The following is a 15,669-nucleotide window of genomic DNA, read 5'->3' on the forward strand; positions in this document are numbered from 1 at the left end:
CTCTTCTTATATCTTGATTTGTAAGATATACAGCTATAAATATAAAACAACAAAAAATAACACAGCAAATGCAAATAGAAGTCATAATAAACTGAAACGAAAAATGAAAGGTCAATCTTCTTTTAATTGATTTCATAGTGCTTTTCCGGTCACTAATTTATATCCAAGCCCTCGTACCGTAACTAAATGTTTTGGGGTGCTGGGGTTATCTTCGATTCTTTCTCTGATTCTTCGAATATGTACGGTTACCGTATTATCGTCTACGAACTGGTTATATCCCCAGACGGCTTCAAGCAGCTGTGATTTAGAAAGAACAATATTCATATTTTTACAGAAATGAAGGAGCAGCAAAAATACTTGTGCGGGGCAAGCAACCGTTTGACCATCTACAATGAGCTCTCCAGCGGATTCATCTATGATAAAACGATCAAACTCATAGCGATTTGAAGGCTGTGATTCCATTTTTACAGGATTTCTTTCGGTCAGCGCTTGTTTTCTGCGCAGTCGTGCTTTAATTCGTGCCGCAATTTCTAAAGGGTTAAATGGCTTGGTTACGTAGTCGTCTCCGCCCATGGCGAAACCTGTTAACACATCCAAGTCAGATACTTTGGCTGTTATGAACAGGATATATGCGTTTGAGAGCTCACGAATTTTAGGACAAATATCAAATCCGCTTTTATCGGGAAGCATGACGTCCAACAAAATAATATCAATCGTTTTATTATGTAAAACATCTAGCGCTTCTTGAGCGGTGTGAGCTTTATAGATTTGGTTGAATCCTTCTTTTTTTAATACTGTCTCCAACATTTTGACAATAGCAATTTCATCATCAACTAGCAATATAGATGCATCTTCCAATATAAATCACCTCTGTTTCATTTCATACGTATTCGATTTTAGCATAAGAACATTACGAAAAGATTAACAAAATTGGAAAATGTTAAAGAAAAGATAATCTCCCGTTTATTTTCTTGAAAACTTCATTTCATATACTAAATATACAGACACATAGTAAAGGAGTTAAAAGGATGAGTAATGATTTTAGGCGAGTTAAAGTAATTGATAGTATGAGAGGATTCAGCTTGTTTGGTATTTTACTAGCGAATATGCTGATTTTTCAATATGGTATTTACGGAAAGGATATGATTCATCTCTTCTCGCTATCACCAAGTGATTCAGCAGCCTATGTCTTTTTAAAAGTCGCGGTAGAAGAAAGTTTTATGCCAATCTTTACTTTTTTATTTGGCTATTCAATGGTGAAGATGAAAGAAAGCTTAGAAAGAAGGCAGTTAGGAGTAAAAAGGCATTTCTTTCGCCGCTTTCTTCTGCTTCTAGGGTTTGGCCTGCTGCATGGAGTACTTTTATGGGAAGGAGATATTCTTACGTTTTACGGAATGATGGGGATATTTTTATTAGTTTTCTTTTTAAACCGTAAAGCTAAAACGCTGTTGGTATGGGCATCAATTTTGCTGATTCTGACCGGAGCGGCTGGTTACGGTTCATTACACGATAACATGTATCTTCTTAGTGATAAACAAACGCTTACCACATACGTAAAAGATACGATTCATGTGTATGGAAGTGGAACTTATGAACAAATTAAAGACCACCGCAACAATGTTGATCCGATGAATATAGCAGGATATAAATTTGCTTTTGCCTTCTTGTTTACACCATTTATAATGGGTGCTTTGTTTTTGTTTGGTATGTATGCGGGGAAGAAAAAGTGGTTTTACGACGTTTCAGCTAATCAAAAACAGTATGGCCGTTGGGCGGCCGTGTTGGTTCCGCTTAGCTTGCTGTTAAAAGGAACTATGTACGTATGGCCAGATGCTAATTGGGCTGGTTCTACACATATGTTAGGTGGGAGTCTCTTATCTCTTGGTTATATTGCAGGCTTTGCTTGGCTATATGCGAAATACGAGAAGTCATTTTTGATGAAGGCTTTTGAAAGCGTAGGCAGGATATCGCTTAGTAATTATTTAATGCAAACGGTTATATGCACGACGATTTTTTATGGTTATGGATTAGGTTATTTCGGAAAGCTCGGCATGATTGCAGGGGTTTTTGTCTGCATAGGTATTTACGGAATTCAGCTTATCGGCAGTTATATGTACGTGCAAAAATTTAAAACTGGACCGGTGGAAAAGCTGCTGCGCATATGGACAAATTTTTCTTGGAGTGGAAAGCCAAAAGAGAAAAAAACTTTACCGTCAGAAGTAAATCATCCTTTTGTTGGATGATAGCAGTCAAACTTATGTCAAAAGGAGATTTTAAAAATGTGGGCCATTAGTATAAAAGAGTTTCAAAGCTTATTTAAAAGCATTAAATCAATTATCGTTATTATAATCGTATGCGGTGCTTCCTATGGAATAGCCCATATAGTTAGTCAACTTGGAGGTCAACTGACGAGCGCACAGATTCGAGATGGAGCCAACGGGGGAATTTTGGCGATGCTTCTCGGGTTCGGACCTCTGTTTATTTCAAGTCTTTCTCATAATGTTATTAATCAAGAAATTAAAACAAGGACGGCAAGGTTTTTAGTTACTAAAACATCAAGAGAGCGTATTGTACTAGGGAAATTCTTAGGTATTTGTTGTTTCTGGCTCGTTTGTATCTCTCTTTCATTTCTATTGATTGCGTTTATTTCGCATCATTTTTCTTTTTATATATTTTTAGAGTGCCTACTATTCACTATGTGCATGATTTCATTTGTATTAATGCTTTCAGCTTTGATGCCAAACCCAACTCATACTATGTTTTTATCAATTATTTTATCGTTTGTTCTACCGGTACTGAGTGGATGGAGCATATTTTCATCAAAAGCGTACATTGCATGGTTTAAGTATGTGACACCCTACTACTATTTAAAGTTGGAGAAAGGGTATCTAACAGTTCTGCTTATTTTTGCAGCACTTTGTTTATGTACGGCACTTTGGAGTTTTAAAAGGAGAGAAGTATAATATGTATGCTATAGAAACAAGTAAATTAACTAAAAAGTATGGATCTAAAACAATTGTTAACAGTATTAATTTACAGGTACCACAAGGAGAAATTTACGGATTTTTAGGGAGAAACGGAGCAGGGAAGTCTACATTTATTAATATGCTTACCGGCGTTTCATTTCCTTCAGCAGGAGAATTTACGCTGCTGGGACAGAGTGATATTGATTTAGAGCTTCAGAAGAAAATAGGTGTGCTTCCTGACTATGCTAACTTTTACGATGAGATGACAGCGCTCAATCATTTGCGCTATTTTTTAAAGATAAATGGCCATCGTTTTTCTAAAGAACACTGTAGTGATGTACTGAAGAAAGTAGGATTAGAAGGACATGACCATCAGAAAGTTGGAAAGTTTTCATTTGGAATGAAAAAGAAGTTAGGAATTGCTCAAGCAATTATAACAGATCCAGATCTTATATTTTTAGATGAACCAACTTCTGGAGTAGATATTGAATCTGCTCTCCACATTCATGAATTAATAAGAGAACTTCAAAATCAAGGCAAGACGATTTTTATGACGTCTCATAATTTAAATGAAGTTGAGAAGATTTGTACACGCGTAGCGATTATGAAAAATGGGGTTATTTTAATAGAAGGGACAATGGAAGAACTGCGCTTTCAATACCAAGCGAAAAAAACGGTGATGATTAAACATGATCCTTACCCAAGCAGCCATAAAGAATATATTCAACAGTTTTTCCGTACGGTGAGTCCGGACGTGGAATACCATCACACGTACACAAAAGTGATGCTTCAAAAAGAGAGAAATATCCCTCTGATTATTCGCGAATTGATTCAATGCGGCATCGATATTTATCAAGTTCACGTAGAAGAACCTTCTTTAGAAGAAATCTTTTTGCAAAAAAACATTGTGGATCATTCACAGGTAAGTTAATGGGCAAAAGTCCGTTGGCTTACTACTCATCCTGAATACGTTATTTATAAATATCAGTTAGGAAGCCTCTGACAAAAACATGTTCATTTTCGCAAGAAACTGATAAGATAGCTAATGACATTTAAAAATAAGAAAGGATTTCGATTATGTTATCAGCTATTAATTCAGTAGACTATGCCATTTTCCATGCGGTGAATCAGTATGCCTCGCATGTGAAGTTTGTAGATTCGCTAATGGTATTCTTTGCAGATTATGCCCAGTATGTACTTATCGTTTTACTCGGCTTGTTTTTACTTATTAATAAAAACGGCAGCCGTGTTGTAGCATTTCAAGCTTTATGTGCTTGTGCCACAGGAGTCATTATCAATAAAGTGATTAGTTTATTTGCTTATCGAGATCGTCCGTTTATCTCTCACCACGTGAATCAGCTCATTGATCACGCCGCGAATTCTTCATTTCCAAGCGATCATGCTACATCTGCATTAGTTATCACTTTTACCATTTGGCTGCATTTCAAACGTTCAGGACGCATGTGGGTTTTCATGGGTGCACTCATTGCATTTTCACGCGTATGGGTTGGCGTTCACTATCCATTCGATGTGTTAACAGGAGCTATTTTAGGCTGTGTGCTGGCGCTGTTTATTCATTATGTTATTTTTAATACGAAAATCATGAGAGCTATTACTAATCTGTCTATTTTTCGAAAATCAGCTTATGACGGGCAGTCTCAATATTATTAAGAAAAAGTCGCAAATACGCGGCTTTTTTTATTGGGAAATTTTTAATGTATTTAATACTTGTTTTTTAAAATTAAATTTTGTACAATTAAATTACAGAAACGATAAATAAAAACATCTAATAAAATTACTAAAAAAGAGGAGAGATTTATACATGAAAGCTTTATATGAAACAACAGTTGTTAACACAGGTGGAAGAACAGGAGAAGTTCACTCTTTAGATAACATCTTTAACTTAGACGTGGCAACACCGCCAGCGCTTGGTGGAGAAACAACGACAGCAACAAACCCAGAGCAGCTATTTGCAGCCGGATACAGCGCTTGTTTCAACAGCGCGTTAGAATTTATGCTGAAAAAACATAACGTAGAAATTAAAAGCAGTGAAGTAAAAGCTACGGTTCAGCTGCTTCCAGATAAAGCTGATCAAGGAGTAAAAATTGCTGTAGCGCTTGAAGCTCATATCGAAGGCTTAGATTTAGAAACAGCGAAAAAGTATGTAGACCTAGCTCACTCATACTGCCCGTATTCAAAAGCAATCAGCGGTAACGTAGACGTAACGGTAGAAGTAGTTTAATTGCTTTAAAAAGCCCTGCTAAGCATGTAAAGCTTAGCAGGGCTTTTTTATTTGAATTTTCTCTATTCATTTGTAAGGAGTACTAGTATAATGAGGAAGAAAATGAATCATTCGCACAGTTTAGGTGCTCTTACATAGAGTAAGAGGTAACAGGGAATCGAGTGCAAATCTCGAGCGGTCCAGCCACTGTAAGCAGGGAGTTTTCTATCATATCGTCACTCAAAACGGGGAAGGCGGTAGAAAATGATGATCTCAAGCCAGGAGACCTACCTATTCTGTACACTTGACTCTTCTAGGAAAGAGGCGGTGTATCAAGGTACGCAGTGAGCAATTGCTGTTTATTTTCATATGCCGACACATCCTCAATTTCTATAGAATTGAGGCTTTTTTACGTTTTATTTTAAAAAAAGGAGTGTAGGAAATGGAAGGTTTATCAGTTTTTTTACTTGTCTTTTTATTAGGAATCAGGCACGGATTGGATGCAGACCACTTAGCTTTTATTGACGGCCAGACCCGATATAATTGGCGAATGGGCAGCCGTTTTGCCCCGTGGGTTGGAACGCTGTTTTCACTAGGTCACGGAGGGATGGTGGCCGTCACGGCCGGGGTGCTGGGCGTGGTGATGAAGAATTTTACATTTCCATCGTATTTCGATCATTTTGCATCTTGGGTATCCATTATCTCCCTCTTTCTAATCGGGACATTAAACACATATCATTTGCTTCGAACTAAAAATAAAGAAGAAGAGTTTCAGCTGAGCGGGTTAAAAGGGAAGTTTATCCCGAAAATCGCAAAAGGAACAACGAATCCTTTTTTAATTATTCTTGTAGGAGCATTGTTCGCTTTAGCAGCTGAAACGGTCAGTCAAACGGCCGTGTGGTCTCTAGCTGTAGGGAACGCAGGCAAGTATACGCCGCTTTTATTAGGACTAGTATTTATGTTTGGAATGATGCTGACAGATACAATCGATTCACTGATTGTACATAAAATGGTGAATGAATCGAGTAAGTTTGGGCAATCTGCTTCTCGCTTGATGGGCTGGGTTATTGTTGTCCTCGCATATGGTGTGTCATTCTATTTAGCATTCACTTTCTTTAACCCATGGGCTGAAGTAAACTTTGAAATGGTTGGCGTTATTCTATTTATTTTTTTAGTGTCTATGTTTATTTTTGTTAGTGTGAAGTCAAAAGGAAAAAATATCAAAATAAATATCAATTAATAAAATGAAAGCTTTAATCTGTTGAAGATTGAAGCTTTTTTGTATAAATTTGTTGAAGTTTATGGCTATTTTCCGTCGGTTATGAATAAGTTAAAGTATTATCTGTATTTAAAGGATGGAAAATTGTCTGAAAACCATTATAATTAAGGATAATTTAAGAACGTTATGTGAAACGTAGAACATACTTATACGTACAATAAATAAAAGCAGTGAATGCACAAGCAGCAGGGGTTGTTTGGAGGAGGAATTGATTTGAGTCAGGTAATGGTAGAACAAAGCGTATTTAGTTATTTAAAAGAACACGAACAAGAGATGCTCGAAGATCTAGTGGGATTTGTGAAAAAAGAATCACCATCTTACAGTAAGGAGTTAGTGGATCAGTGTGGAATGTATTTAACGGAGCTGTTTCAAAAGCGTTTAGGGATAGGGTATGAAATCATAGAAAAAAAGAAGTAGGAAACCACTTGAAATTTACGATTGGGGAAGGAGAAAAGCAGCTTTTAATTATCGGTCACTTTGACACAGTATGGGAAAAGGGAAGGCTGAGCTTGAGAACAGAAGGAAACAAGCTTTATGGTCCGGGAATTTTAGATATGAAAGGCGGCATTGTGCAATCTATATGGGCGATTAAAGCAATTCAAGAACTTGGCTTAGCACTGGATAAAAAAATTGTGTTTTTCTGCAATTCAGATGAAGAGATTGGGTCGATTTCTTCTAAAAAATATATTGAAGAAGAAGCACAAAGAAGTGAAGCGGTGCTAGTAGCGGAACCGGCGGTGGCGGGTTCAGGTGCGTTAAAAACGTCGCGCAAAGGAGCGGGGATCTTCACCGTAAAAGTATGGGGACGAGCAGCACACGCGGGTAATCATCACAAAGAAGGAATCAATGCCATTGAAGAACTGGCGCGCCAAGTGATTTTTCTGCAGAGCTTAACTGATTATGAAAAAGGTACAACGGTAAACGTTGGGACGTTTACCGGAGGCAGCGGTACAAATGTAGTTCCGGAGTATGCAGAAGCGCACGTGGACTTACGTGTTTCTACCGAAGAAGAAGCCGAGCGCATGACGGATATTATTTTAAATTTAACACCTATTTTAAAAGGGATTAAGCTAGAAGTAACGGGAGGCATGAACCGTCCTCCGATGGTGAAGTCTAAACAAACGGAAGAGTTATTTGAATGCGCTCAGTCAATCGCGGCCAAACTCGGGATGAAATTGGAAGAAGCAGCTGTGGGCGGCGGAAGCGACGGGAATTTTACAGCGGCCATTGGCGTTCCCACGTTGGATGGATTAGGAGCATGCGGAAAAGGAATACATGCGGAATATGAACATATTCAAATTGATACGCTGTCCGAGCGTTCTTCTTTATTTGCGAATTTGCTGCTGCAAATATAAAAAAAGCCCGCCTCAAAAGGCGGGGACTAATCTGAAAGCTTATAGTGGGAGAGTATAAGTTTTCTTTTTTACTTACTGCTTTCTTCTTGAAGAGAAAAGGCAGTTTCTTTCTTTTTGAATACCACTCCATCAAGAGCAAGGAACTGGCTTCCTGCAAGGAACAAGTGAGCAGACATGGCAATTAAAGCGATATCAAACTCAAACCCGCCAACAAATCCGCTTTTAAGCTTGGCTGTGAAAATAGCGCCAAGCATAACGGCTACAAATAAAGCAGCTACGACTCTTGTTGCTAGACCAAGAATAATAAGGACCCCACCTACAAGTTCAATCGTTGCAACAATGTAGGCCATAAAACCAGGGATTCCTAAGCTATCAAAGAACCCTACTGTATTTTCAATCCCGCCCTGCCATTTTTGAAAACCGTGTACTAAAAATGTAAAACCTAATACTAAACGAATAATAAGTGAACCAATTTCGACGTTTTTATTCACTTTACTTCCTCCTTTAAGTTTATTTAATTAAACACTACGTTATGTAGTGTGAAAGCCCGAAAAAAGAAATATAGCCATTAATTTAGAAACTCTTTCTTATTTGGATAATTTTACAACATTACAAACATCACACTACACATTGTAGTGTGATGTTTGTCCTCAGTCAAGTGAAAATATGAAATTAGATCATTTGGCATACAAAAGTTTCCTAAAGGGAACTTGAAAAATCCTTTAATTATGTACAAGTTAGTCCCTTATTTTCAATCTTATTCTCCAACATGCTATACTGATGGCGGAGGTGTTACGATGCGTTTAGAAAATAAAAGAGTTATTGCGCTTGTTAGTGCAGACTTTGAAGACCTAGAACTATGGTATCCAGTGATGCGTCTTCGAGAAGAAGGAGCAGAAGTACATTTAGTTGGAGAAAAAGCAAATGAAACGTACATGGGGAAATACGGTGTTCCAGCCGTATCGGACTACGCGTTTACAGATGTTGATCCAGCTGAATATGACGCTATTTTAGTACCTGGAGGCTGGGCGCCGGATAAGCTGCGCCGCTACCCTGAAGTAATTGAAATGGTTCGTCATATGGACGAACAGCAAAAGCCAATCGGTCAAATCTGCCATGCAGGATGGGTATTAATTTCTGCAAAAATCTTAGATGGCCGAAACGTAACAAGTACGCCAGGAATCAAAGATGATATGGAAAACGCGGGAGCTATTTGGCATGATGAAGCAGTCGTAATCGACGGCCACATCATTTCAAGCCGCCGTCCGCCAGACCTTCCACCTTATGCAAAAGCATTTGCGGATGTACTAGCAGAGCAATAAGAAAAAAGCCGAAACCACATTGGTTTCGGCTTTTTTATAAGATCCGCTAAAAAAAAGAAATGATAAAGTAAATAAAAAAGTATCATTAAAAAAGCGAGCAGATGCATCTGCTCGCTTTTGTTCGTGTTTCTTATCAGTAACTTGCTTTTTGCAAGTGTAAAAACAAAATGATTACTTTCTTTATAAAATCCATGATTACGGTTTTTGTATGTTTCGTTGTTGTTAGGGCACAATTAGCATTGATTGTGCTTGCATGGATTTCATCCATTGCCGCGGTTTGTTTTTCCACATGATCGATTAACCTAAACGACGCAAGCCCTACCTCTCTTGCATCCTTACGGCTCCGAAGCCGATCCAGTGTGAATAAGTTTTGTTCAAAGACATGTGTCGAATGCCAGTATTTTTACCTTGCATTGTACGATACATCCTTTCAAGTTACTTTCACTATGTCCAGCTCTTAAAGAAAAGCCAGAAATCTAAATATAACACCTCAGTTGATCTATGTCAAATAGAAAATGTGATTTTTTCACGTGAAACAATTGCAGCTAAAACATGGTTAAGTAAAGGGATATCTTTTTTATATGGAAGAGTTTTTTGATACGATAAGTTAGAGGAATCCTAGAGGAGGATGAAAAATGAACAAAAACAAACAGTTTCGAAATGATGTATTGAGCAGTGTAGAATCATTAACATATGAACAATTAAATCAGCAGCCAGCATCTAATACATGGAGCGTTATGCAAGTATTGGAACATTTATATTTAATGGAGCGCATGATTGTTTCACGTGTAAAGGATCAGCTAGAAAACGGTGTAGATCAGCCGACTGAAGATAAGCCGTTTCATTTAGCGGTAGACCGTTCGCGAAAAGTAGATGCACCGGCTCAAGTTACGCCTTCAAATGAAAAGCAGACATTAGAAGAAATGAAGAATAAGCTGGCAGAATCAAGAGCGGCTTTAGTAGAGTTAGAAGAAACAGCAAGTGAAGACAAGCTAAAGCAAAAATCGTTTCCACATCCTGTGTTTGGGTTAATGGATTTAAAGCAATGGATTGATTTTATTGGCTATCATGAAAAGCGCCATCAAGAACAAATAGAAGAAATCAAAACAGCAATTGGTGCATAAAAAAACAGGCATTCCGCCTGTTTTTTTATTTTTGGACCAAAATAGGATAGTCCGACATCATCCAAATACCAACACTGTATGTTTGGGGATTATGGTTCCCCACGGTAGAACCTGTTTGAATCGTAAACGAGAGTTGCAGAGGGTCTTGATCGTAATAAATCGTTTGCTTGGTGGAAGGGGAATAAAGTCGCTTCGGAGGGATTTTAGGAACCGTATCCGTCGTGTTAACAAAACAGCGGCTATTTGAAACAAGATTTGTGTATGTTTGAACGAATTGAGGATCACCTACTCGGGGAGCTCCGTAGTTGTACATTGTAACTTCCGGAAAAGATGCGTTTGTGGCGACATCTAAGGCATGAAGAGCAGCGAGTGCACCACCTAGGCTATGCCCCGTTATATAAAGTGGCTTGGGGGTAAGGGACTGATACGTTTCAAAAATTTCATCGCGGCATGATTCGTAAACGGCTAAAAAACCTTCGTGGACGAGCCCTGCTTGTTGATTGTATGGATAAGGGCGCTGCCTAATGCGAGCATCAGCAATCCAATCTGCCTCAGATTGAGTTCCGCGAAAGGCAATTACAATAGAGTCATCAGATTCTAAAATAAAACCAAACCATTCTTGCACCCCTACGGCAGAAGCTTTAAACGATTTAATAAGCCGGTAGCCTTCAGGTACATCAAATGTGCCTCCCTGTGCGTATTGCTTATAAGCTAAAACGCACGCATAAAGAAGGTCTAGAGCTAAAGAACGATAAAATAAAGGCTCTATTCTCATCATTGTTTTCACACCTTCTAATAGAAAATAACTTCTATAGCCTATGTGTTCGTGAGAAGAAAGGTGCAAATATCTCTTTTTTGAAAACTATAATTATAGAATGTAAACGGTTTATCTTTGGATATTTTTGAAGATTTTATAACGTTTTTTGTGTATTTTAACTAAAAATAAAGTTTTAATTTAGAGTTTTATTGTTAAAATTTATAATTTAACTTATAATTTAAAATAATCTGAATTAAAAATAAGGGGGTTATCGTTTGGAGCAATTTGTAACGAGTTTGAATAATGTGCTATGGAGCACACCTGTTATTTATGGATGTCTTGCGATTGGCTTGTTCTTCTCAATTTTAACGAGGTTTTTACAGGTTAGACACTTAAAAGACATGATCATGCTGATGTTTCAAGGTAAAAGTTCAGAAGCAGGAGTTTCTTCCTTTCAAGCATTGTCTTTAGCACTGTCAGGACGAGTTGGAACAGGAAATATTGCTGGAGTTGCGACAGCTATCGCGTTTGGAGGTCCAGGAGCTGTATTTTGGATGTGGGCAGTTGCTTTTATTGGTGCTTCTAGTGCATTCATCGAATCAACACTTGCTCAAATTTATAAAGTTAAGCAAGATGGCCAATATCGAGGTGGTCCAGCGTACTACATTGAAAAAGGAACAGGTATGAAATGGTATGGCATTTTATTTGCCATTGCAGCACTTGTTGCGATGAGTATCTTAATGCCGGGCGTTCAGTCCAATTCCATCGCGCTTGGCATAGACAATGCATTTGGTGTTAGTCCAACGGTTACAGCAGTAGGATTAGTTATTATTCTTGCTTTTATTATTTTTGGAGGCGTTAAGCGTATTGCAGGGGTAGCCCAATTCGTTGTACCTTTTATGGCGCTTGGGTATATTATTTTAGCTCTTATTATTATTGCCATGAACATTTCCGAGTTGCCGGGAGTTATCGCTCTTATTTTTAAAAGTGCTTTTGCATTAGATTCTGCTTTTGGAGGAATTGTTGGGTTAGCTGTTTCTTGGGGAGTTAAGCGCGGCATTTATTCAAACGAAGCAGGACAAGGGACAGGACCTCATGCAGCAGCTGCAGCAGAAGTTTCACACCCGGCGAAACAAGGCCTTGTACAAGCTTTTTCAGTTTATATTGATACACTGTTCGTTTGTTCAGCAACAGCATTTATGATTTTATTCACAGGCATGTACAACACGGAAGGACCGGGAGGTTCATTTATTATTTCAAATTTACCGGGTGTAGAAGCAGGGCCTGGATTTACACAAGCTGCTATTGAAACAGTGTTGCCGGGATTTGGAGCTGGCTTCGTGGCAGTTGCTCTATTCTTCTTCGCGTTTACAACGATCATGGCTTATTATTACATTGCCGAAACAAATATTGCTTATCTAACTCGTGGAAAGAACGGAAAGTGGGCTATGTTTGCATTAAAGCTTGTCCTGCTGGGAGCTACGTTCTACGGGTCAGTTAAACAAGCATCACTAGCTTGGGCATTAGGTGATGCGGGACTTGGTATTATGGTATGGCTAAATTTAATTGCCATTTTAATTTTAGCAAAGCCTGCATTAGTCGCATTAAAAGACTATGAATCCCAAAAGAAACAGGGGATAGATCCTGTATTTGATCCTGTTAAACTAGGAATTAAAAATGCAGATTACTGGGAGAAAGAATATAAGAAAGATGAGTCACAGGTTTCGTAAACAAGAAAATCCTCACATATGTGAGGATTTTTTTATGAAGAAAGCGAGACAGGCGAATTGTTTAAGTTATAGCGTTCCTTCAAAAGATGAATACGGTGTAGCTCTTCAAGAAGGTGGTGAATTGCAAGCAGTTCGTACAGCATTGTTGTCTCTGTTGAAAAAGGCTGATCCACTCTGTTTTCTTCCTGCTTATGTGCCCAAAACCTTTGTTTTAAAGTTAAAATAAGCGTTTGATGCTGAAAAGAGCTTTTATATTGTTCATTTTGTAAGACGTTATGAAAGGAAGTGAAAGTGTCCCATATCACTTGATGTCTTGCACTTTGCAGCTGATGGGCAGGCAAATAAATTAAATTACCAATATGGTAGACAAGCTGCCGCATAAGAGAAAGTTTCTTATATTCATAGTGAAATTTTCTCATAGCTGTATGAGTGAAATGATGAAACTTCCATTCTTTTCGCTGGTATTCACAAAGCGTCTCAATTTTTTCAATTTCAGCAGAAAGGTGTTGAAATTGAAGCTTTGTTTGTTTATGGCAAGCATGTACTTGGGAAAGTTCACTTCCTCTTTGCTGTAAGACGCTACTCATTTGTTTTGAGAGATTTTGAATTTTCCTCGTAATAATCGGTGTATAATTAGGAGGAAGAACGATGATATTCACAAGTGAAGAAGTAAGCAGCCCAATACTAGTGGTCGCTAGGCGAATTAAAAATGATATGAAATAATGGTCGTGCACAATCGTCAGCATAGCTACTCCTGTTAGCGTGGCAACGAGTGTTCCAGCATGTAAACGCAGTTTATAACAGGATATAATAGTAGAAACGGCAACAAGCATATAGGTAAGCGGCGTTACCCCTAAAAGAAATGTATAAAGCATGGCAAAAGCCGCTCCGATTGCTGAAGCAGGAAAGCGGATAAACGCTTTTTTGATAGAGTCGGCAGCGGTTGGTTCAATCGTAACAATAGCTGTAATAACAGCGAGCATATAAGGCCAGCCAATAGATTGGCAGATGAGTGCAGTCAAAAAGACGGCAATGCCTGTTTTAATAATACGACCGCCTAAAAAATTTAATTTTTTTATGTTAATCATTATGCATACCTTCTTTAAAAAAGTTAGTATTTTAATTATAAGGCATATTAAGGTGATAGGAAAACCTGTCTTAAAAACTAGCTTTCAAAAAACGAATAAATATACTATAATTTGTTTAAATATTTAAAAGGAGAGTACCACTAATGAAACAATTAATAAATGAAGCAATTAATAAATTACAAGATACATTTTATGATGTAAGCAAATATATTGGACAAAACCCTGAGCTTGGTCACGAAGAATTCAAAGCGTGCAAAGCATTAACGGATGTTTTAAAAGAACAAGGGTTCACAGTTGAAATCGGTACATGTGACTTGCCAACAGCTTTTACCGCTGTTTATGACAGTCAAAAGCCAGGTCCATCGATTGGATTTATGGCTGAGTACGATGCTCTGCCAGATCTTGGACATGCATGTGGACATAACTTAATTGGAACCATGTCAATCGCAGCTGGTATTGGTCTTAGTAAAGCGGTGGCGGAAACAGGCGGTAAAATATACGTATACGGAACACCTGCAGAGGAAACACGAGGCGGCAAAGTAACGATGGCTGAACAAGGCATTTTTAATCATTTAGATGTAGCTATGATGGTACATCCTTATTACTGTCACCAAAAAAGCGGGCGTTCTCTTGCGATGGATGCCATTCAGTTTGAGTTCTTCGGAAAATCTGCACATGCAGCTGCTGCCCCTCATGAAGGAATCAATGCGCTAGACGGTGTATTGCAAACGTTCAATAGCATTAATGCGCTTCGCCAGCATGTGAAGCCGGATGTACGTATTCACGGAGTAATTACAGAGGGCGGCAAGGCGGCCAACGTTGTACCGGATTATGCAGTAGCACAATTTTATGTCCGCGCTTCAACTCGTGCATATGTAGATGAAGTGACAGAGAAGGTGAAGGCATGTGCAAACGGCGCTGCTTTAGCCACGGGAACAAAATTAAAAATCTCAAACTATGAGTTTTCTTATGATGATATGCAAACGAATCAAACATTATCCGATGTCTATACAAATAATCTCATCTCATTAGGCGTGAGCGAACAAAGCATTACGGAAGACCAAGGCGATCATGGATCTTTAGATATGGGGAATGTCAGTCAGGTTGTTCCGGCTATTCATCCGTATATTCAAATTTGTGATGATTATTTTGTTTGTCATACGCACGAATTTAGAGAAGCAGCTTTAAGTGAGCAAGGAAGAGAAGCAATGATACTCGGGGCAAAAACAATGGCATTAACAGGGTATGACGTATTAACAAATCAAACGCTGCTCCAAAAAATCAAAGAAGAATTTAATGCTACAAAGTAAGAGATAATGATAAAACCATACTAAATAATACGCTTGCAGTCGCAAGCGTATTATTTAGTATGAGAAGTGGGACTGAATGGTTTGAAAAATTTGGCCGTGGCGCTGTTCATCGCTCGCAGCTCGAACAATGCGGCTTTGAATTCGAGCATTTGTGATTCTTCTAGCGATTGATTGATAAAATGGAACGGTTTCTACTTCATCTTTAATGGATTCAGAGACCCCTTCTTGAAAAGTATTTGGCAGTTTTATGTTTAATGAAATCTGTGGGTAGCTGCCTGATAAATCATAATAGGCTTTAGAAAACCAGTCAAAGTGTTTAATTTCATCCTGCCGAATACCTAATATAGCTTGTTGAACCTGATTATTAGGAGCCAGCTCTGCTAGGCGTGTATAGTAGTGAATAGCGGAAAACTCATCATTTACAGCTTTGTTTATATCTCTTAAAAGCTGTTCGTCTAGTCTTGTATCATCTTCCCAATATTCTTCATGCCGGGAGTGAAATTCATACATATGGATA

At 38.3% G+C, this 15,669-nt stretch carries 16 protein-coding genes, 1 pseudogene and 1 riboswitch; of the genes and pseudogenes, 11 read left to right on the top strand and 6 right to left on the bottom strand.

The features are described 5' to 3' along the window. Positions 1–132 precede the first annotated feature (132 nt). The gene (locus ACOZIR_RS24580; RefSeq protein WP_045292021.1) at positions 133–858 is read right to left on the bottom strand and encodes a response regulator transcription factor; all 726 of its coding nucleotides are present in this window, start codon (positions 856–858) and stop codon (positions 133–135) included. 170 nt (positions 859–1,028) lie between these two features. Between ACOZIR_RS24580 and ACOZIR_RS24585 the strand changes: the two genes are divergently transcribed. From ACOZIR_RS24585 to ACOZIR_RS24615, 7 genes and pseudogenes are all read left to right on the top strand, one after another. Further along, positions 1,029–2,243, top strand: a complete 1,215-nt coding sequence (locus ACOZIR_RS24585; protein ID WP_045292020.1) for a DUF418 domain-containing protein — start codon at positions 1,029–1,031, stop codon at positions 2,241–2,243. A gap of 27 nt (positions 2,244–2,270) precedes the next feature. Beyond that, positions 2,271–2,963, top strand: coding sequence for an ABC transporter permease subunit (locus tag ACOZIR_RS24590; RefSeq protein ID WP_310879071.1), 693 nt, complete (start codon positions 2,271–2,273; stop codon positions 2,961–2,963). 1 nt (position 2,964) lies between these two features. Then, positions 2,965–3,897, top strand: coding sequence for an ABC transporter ATP-binding protein (locus tag ACOZIR_RS24595; RefSeq protein WP_045292018.1), 933 nt, complete (start codon positions 2,965–2,967; stop codon positions 3,895–3,897). A 146-nt stretch (positions 3,898–4,043) separates the two neighbouring features. Beyond that, on the top strand, positions 4,044–4,637 hold the full coding sequence (locus tag ACOZIR_RS24600; protein WP_045292017.1) for an undecaprenyl-diphosphatase: 594 nt from the start codon (positions 4,044–4,046) through the stop codon (positions 4,635–4,637). A 151-nt stretch (positions 4,638–4,788) separates the two neighbouring features. Continuing rightward, entirely contained in the window at positions 4,789–5,208 is a 420-nt protein-coding gene (locus ACOZIR_RS24605) for an organic hydroperoxide resistance protein (protein ID WP_045292016.1), read from the top strand. Between the two features lie 105 nt (positions 5,209–5,313). Beyond that, positions 5,314–5,496, top strand: a riboswitch (cobalamin riboswitch). Positions 5,497–5,629: 133 nt separating this feature from the next. Then, the gene (locus ACOZIR_RS24610) at positions 5,630–6,427 is read left to right on the top strand and encodes a sodium:proton antiporter (RefSeq protein ID WP_045292015.1); all 798 of its coding nucleotides are present in this window, start codon (positions 5,630–5,632) and stop codon (positions 6,425–6,427) included. 231 nt (positions 6,428–6,658) lie between these two features. Then, positions 6,659–7,821, top strand: a pseudogene (locus ACOZIR_RS24615) (M20 family metallopeptidase). Positions 7,822–7,889: 68 nt separating this feature from the next. Here ACOZIR_RS24615 and ACOZIR_RS24620 read toward each other — a convergent pair. Next, positions 7,890–8,312, bottom strand: coding sequence for a DoxX family protein (locus tag ACOZIR_RS24620; protein WP_045292014.1), 423 nt, complete (start codon positions 8,310–8,312; stop codon positions 7,890–7,892). Positions 8,313–8,618: 306 nt separating this feature from the next. Between ACOZIR_RS24620 and ACOZIR_RS24625 the strand changes: the two genes are divergently transcribed. Then, positions 8,619–9,143, top strand: coding sequence for a type 1 glutamine amidotransferase domain-containing protein (locus ACOZIR_RS24625; RefSeq protein ID WP_025752860.1), 525 nt, complete (start codon positions 8,619–8,621; stop codon positions 9,141–9,143). Between the two features lie 133 nt (positions 9,144–9,276). Here the strand turns inward: ACOZIR_RS24625 and ACOZIR_RS24630 are convergent, their stop codons facing one another. Next, positions 9,277–9,432 carry a hypothetical protein gene (locus ACOZIR_RS24630; protein WP_014461889.1) on the bottom strand — a complete coding sequence of 52 codons (156 nt, stop codon included), beginning with the start codon at positions 9,430–9,432 and terminating at the stop codon, positions 9,277–9,279. A gap of 346 nt (positions 9,433–9,778) precedes the next feature. On the opposite strand from ACOZIR_RS24630, the gene ACOZIR_RS24635 reads away from it, so the two are divergent. Then, positions 9,779–10,267 carry a DinB family protein gene (locus ACOZIR_RS24635; protein ID WP_045292013.1) on the top strand — a complete coding sequence of 163 codons (489 nt, stop codon included), beginning with the start codon at positions 9,779–9,781 and terminating at the stop codon, positions 10,265–10,267. Positions 10,268–10,292: 25 nt separating this feature from the next. On the opposite strand, the gene ACOZIR_RS24640 is transcribed toward ACOZIR_RS24635, so the two are convergent. Beyond that, complete coding sequence (locus tag ACOZIR_RS24640; RefSeq protein WP_052942384.1) at positions 10,293–11,045, bottom strand: lipase family protein; 753 nt, start codon at positions 11,043–11,045, stop codon at positions 10,293–10,295. 254 nt (positions 11,046–11,299) lie between these two features. Here ACOZIR_RS24640 and ACOZIR_RS24645 point away from each other — a divergent pair, with 254 nt between their 5' ends. Next, positions 11,300–12,754 (top strand): alanine/glycine:cation symporter family protein, encoded by a 1,455-nt coding sequence (locus ACOZIR_RS24645; RefSeq protein ID WP_045292012.1) that lies wholly within the window; start codon positions 11,300–11,302, stop codon positions 12,752–12,754. Between the two features lie 32 nt (positions 12,755–12,786). Here ACOZIR_RS24645 and ACOZIR_RS24650 read toward each other — a convergent pair whose 3' ends face one another. Further along, positions 12,787–13,842, bottom strand: coding sequence for an aromatic acid exporter family protein (locus tag ACOZIR_RS24650; RefSeq protein WP_045292011.1), 1,056 nt, complete (start codon positions 13,840–13,842; stop codon positions 12,787–12,789). A gap of 143 nt (positions 13,843–13,985) precedes the next feature. On the opposite strand from ACOZIR_RS24650, the gene ACOZIR_RS24655 reads away from it, so the two are divergent. After that, positions 13,986–15,152, top strand: coding sequence for a M20 family metallopeptidase (locus ACOZIR_RS24655; RefSeq protein ID WP_045292010.1), 1,167 nt, complete (start codon positions 13,986–13,988; stop codon positions 15,150–15,152). 54 nt (positions 15,153–15,206) lie between these two features. Here the strand turns inward: ACOZIR_RS24655 and ACOZIR_RS24660 are convergent, their stop codons facing one another. Further along, positions 15,207–15,662, bottom strand: a complete 456-nt coding sequence (locus tag ACOZIR_RS24660) for a ferritin-like domain-containing protein (protein ID WP_045292009.1) — start codon at positions 15,660–15,662, stop codon at positions 15,207–15,209. Between the last annotated feature and the right edge of the window lie 7 nt (positions 15,663–15,669).

Source organism: Priestia sp. D3YE.R1 (assembly GCF_049199565.1).
Taxonomy (GTDB): domain Bacteria; phylum Bacillota; class Bacilli; order Bacillales; family Bacillaceae_H; genus Priestia; species Priestia aryabhattai.

Coding starts and splice junctions, on each gene's coding strand:
- ACOZIR_RS24585 (WP_045292020.1), top strand. CDS start 1,029: ATGAGTAATGATTTTAGGCGAGTTAAAGTAATTGATAGTATGAGAGGA.
- ACOZIR_RS24595 (WP_045292018.1), top strand. CDS start 2,965: ATGTATGCTATAGAAACAAGTAAATTAACTAAAAAGTATGGATCTAAA.
- ACOZIR_RS24600 (WP_045292017.1), top strand. CDS start 4,044: ATGTTATCAGCTATTAATTCAGTAGACTATGCCATTTTCCATGCGGTG.
- ACOZIR_RS24605 (WP_045292016.1), top strand. CDS start 4,789: ATGAAAGCTTTATATGAAACAACAGTTGTTAACACAGGTGGAAGAACA.
- ACOZIR_RS24610 (WP_045292015.1), top strand. CDS start 5,630: ATGGAAGGTTTATCAGTTTTTTTACTTGTCTTTTTATTAGGAATCAGG.
- ACOZIR_RS24625 (WP_025752860.1), top strand. CDS start 8,619: ATGCGTTTAGAAAATAAAAGAGTTATTGCGCTTGTTAGTGCAGACTTT.
- ACOZIR_RS24635 (WP_045292013.1), top strand. CDS start 9,779: ATGAACAAAAACAAACAGTTTCGAAATGATGTATTGAGCAGTGTAGAA.
- ACOZIR_RS24640 (WP_052942384.1), bottom strand. CDS start 11,045: ATGATGAGAATAGAGCCTTTATTTTATCGTTCTTTAGCTCTAGACCTT.
- ACOZIR_RS24650 (WP_045292011.1), bottom strand. CDS start 13,842: ATGATTAACATAAAAAAATTAAATTTTTTAGGCGGTCGTATTATTAAA.
- ACOZIR_RS24655 (WP_045292010.1), top strand. CDS start 13,986: ATGAAACAATTAATAAATGAAGCAATTAATAAATTACAAGATACATTT.
- ACOZIR_RS24660 (WP_045292009.1), bottom strand. CDS start 15,662: ATGTATGAATTTCACTCCCGGCATGAAGAATATTGGGAAGATGATACA.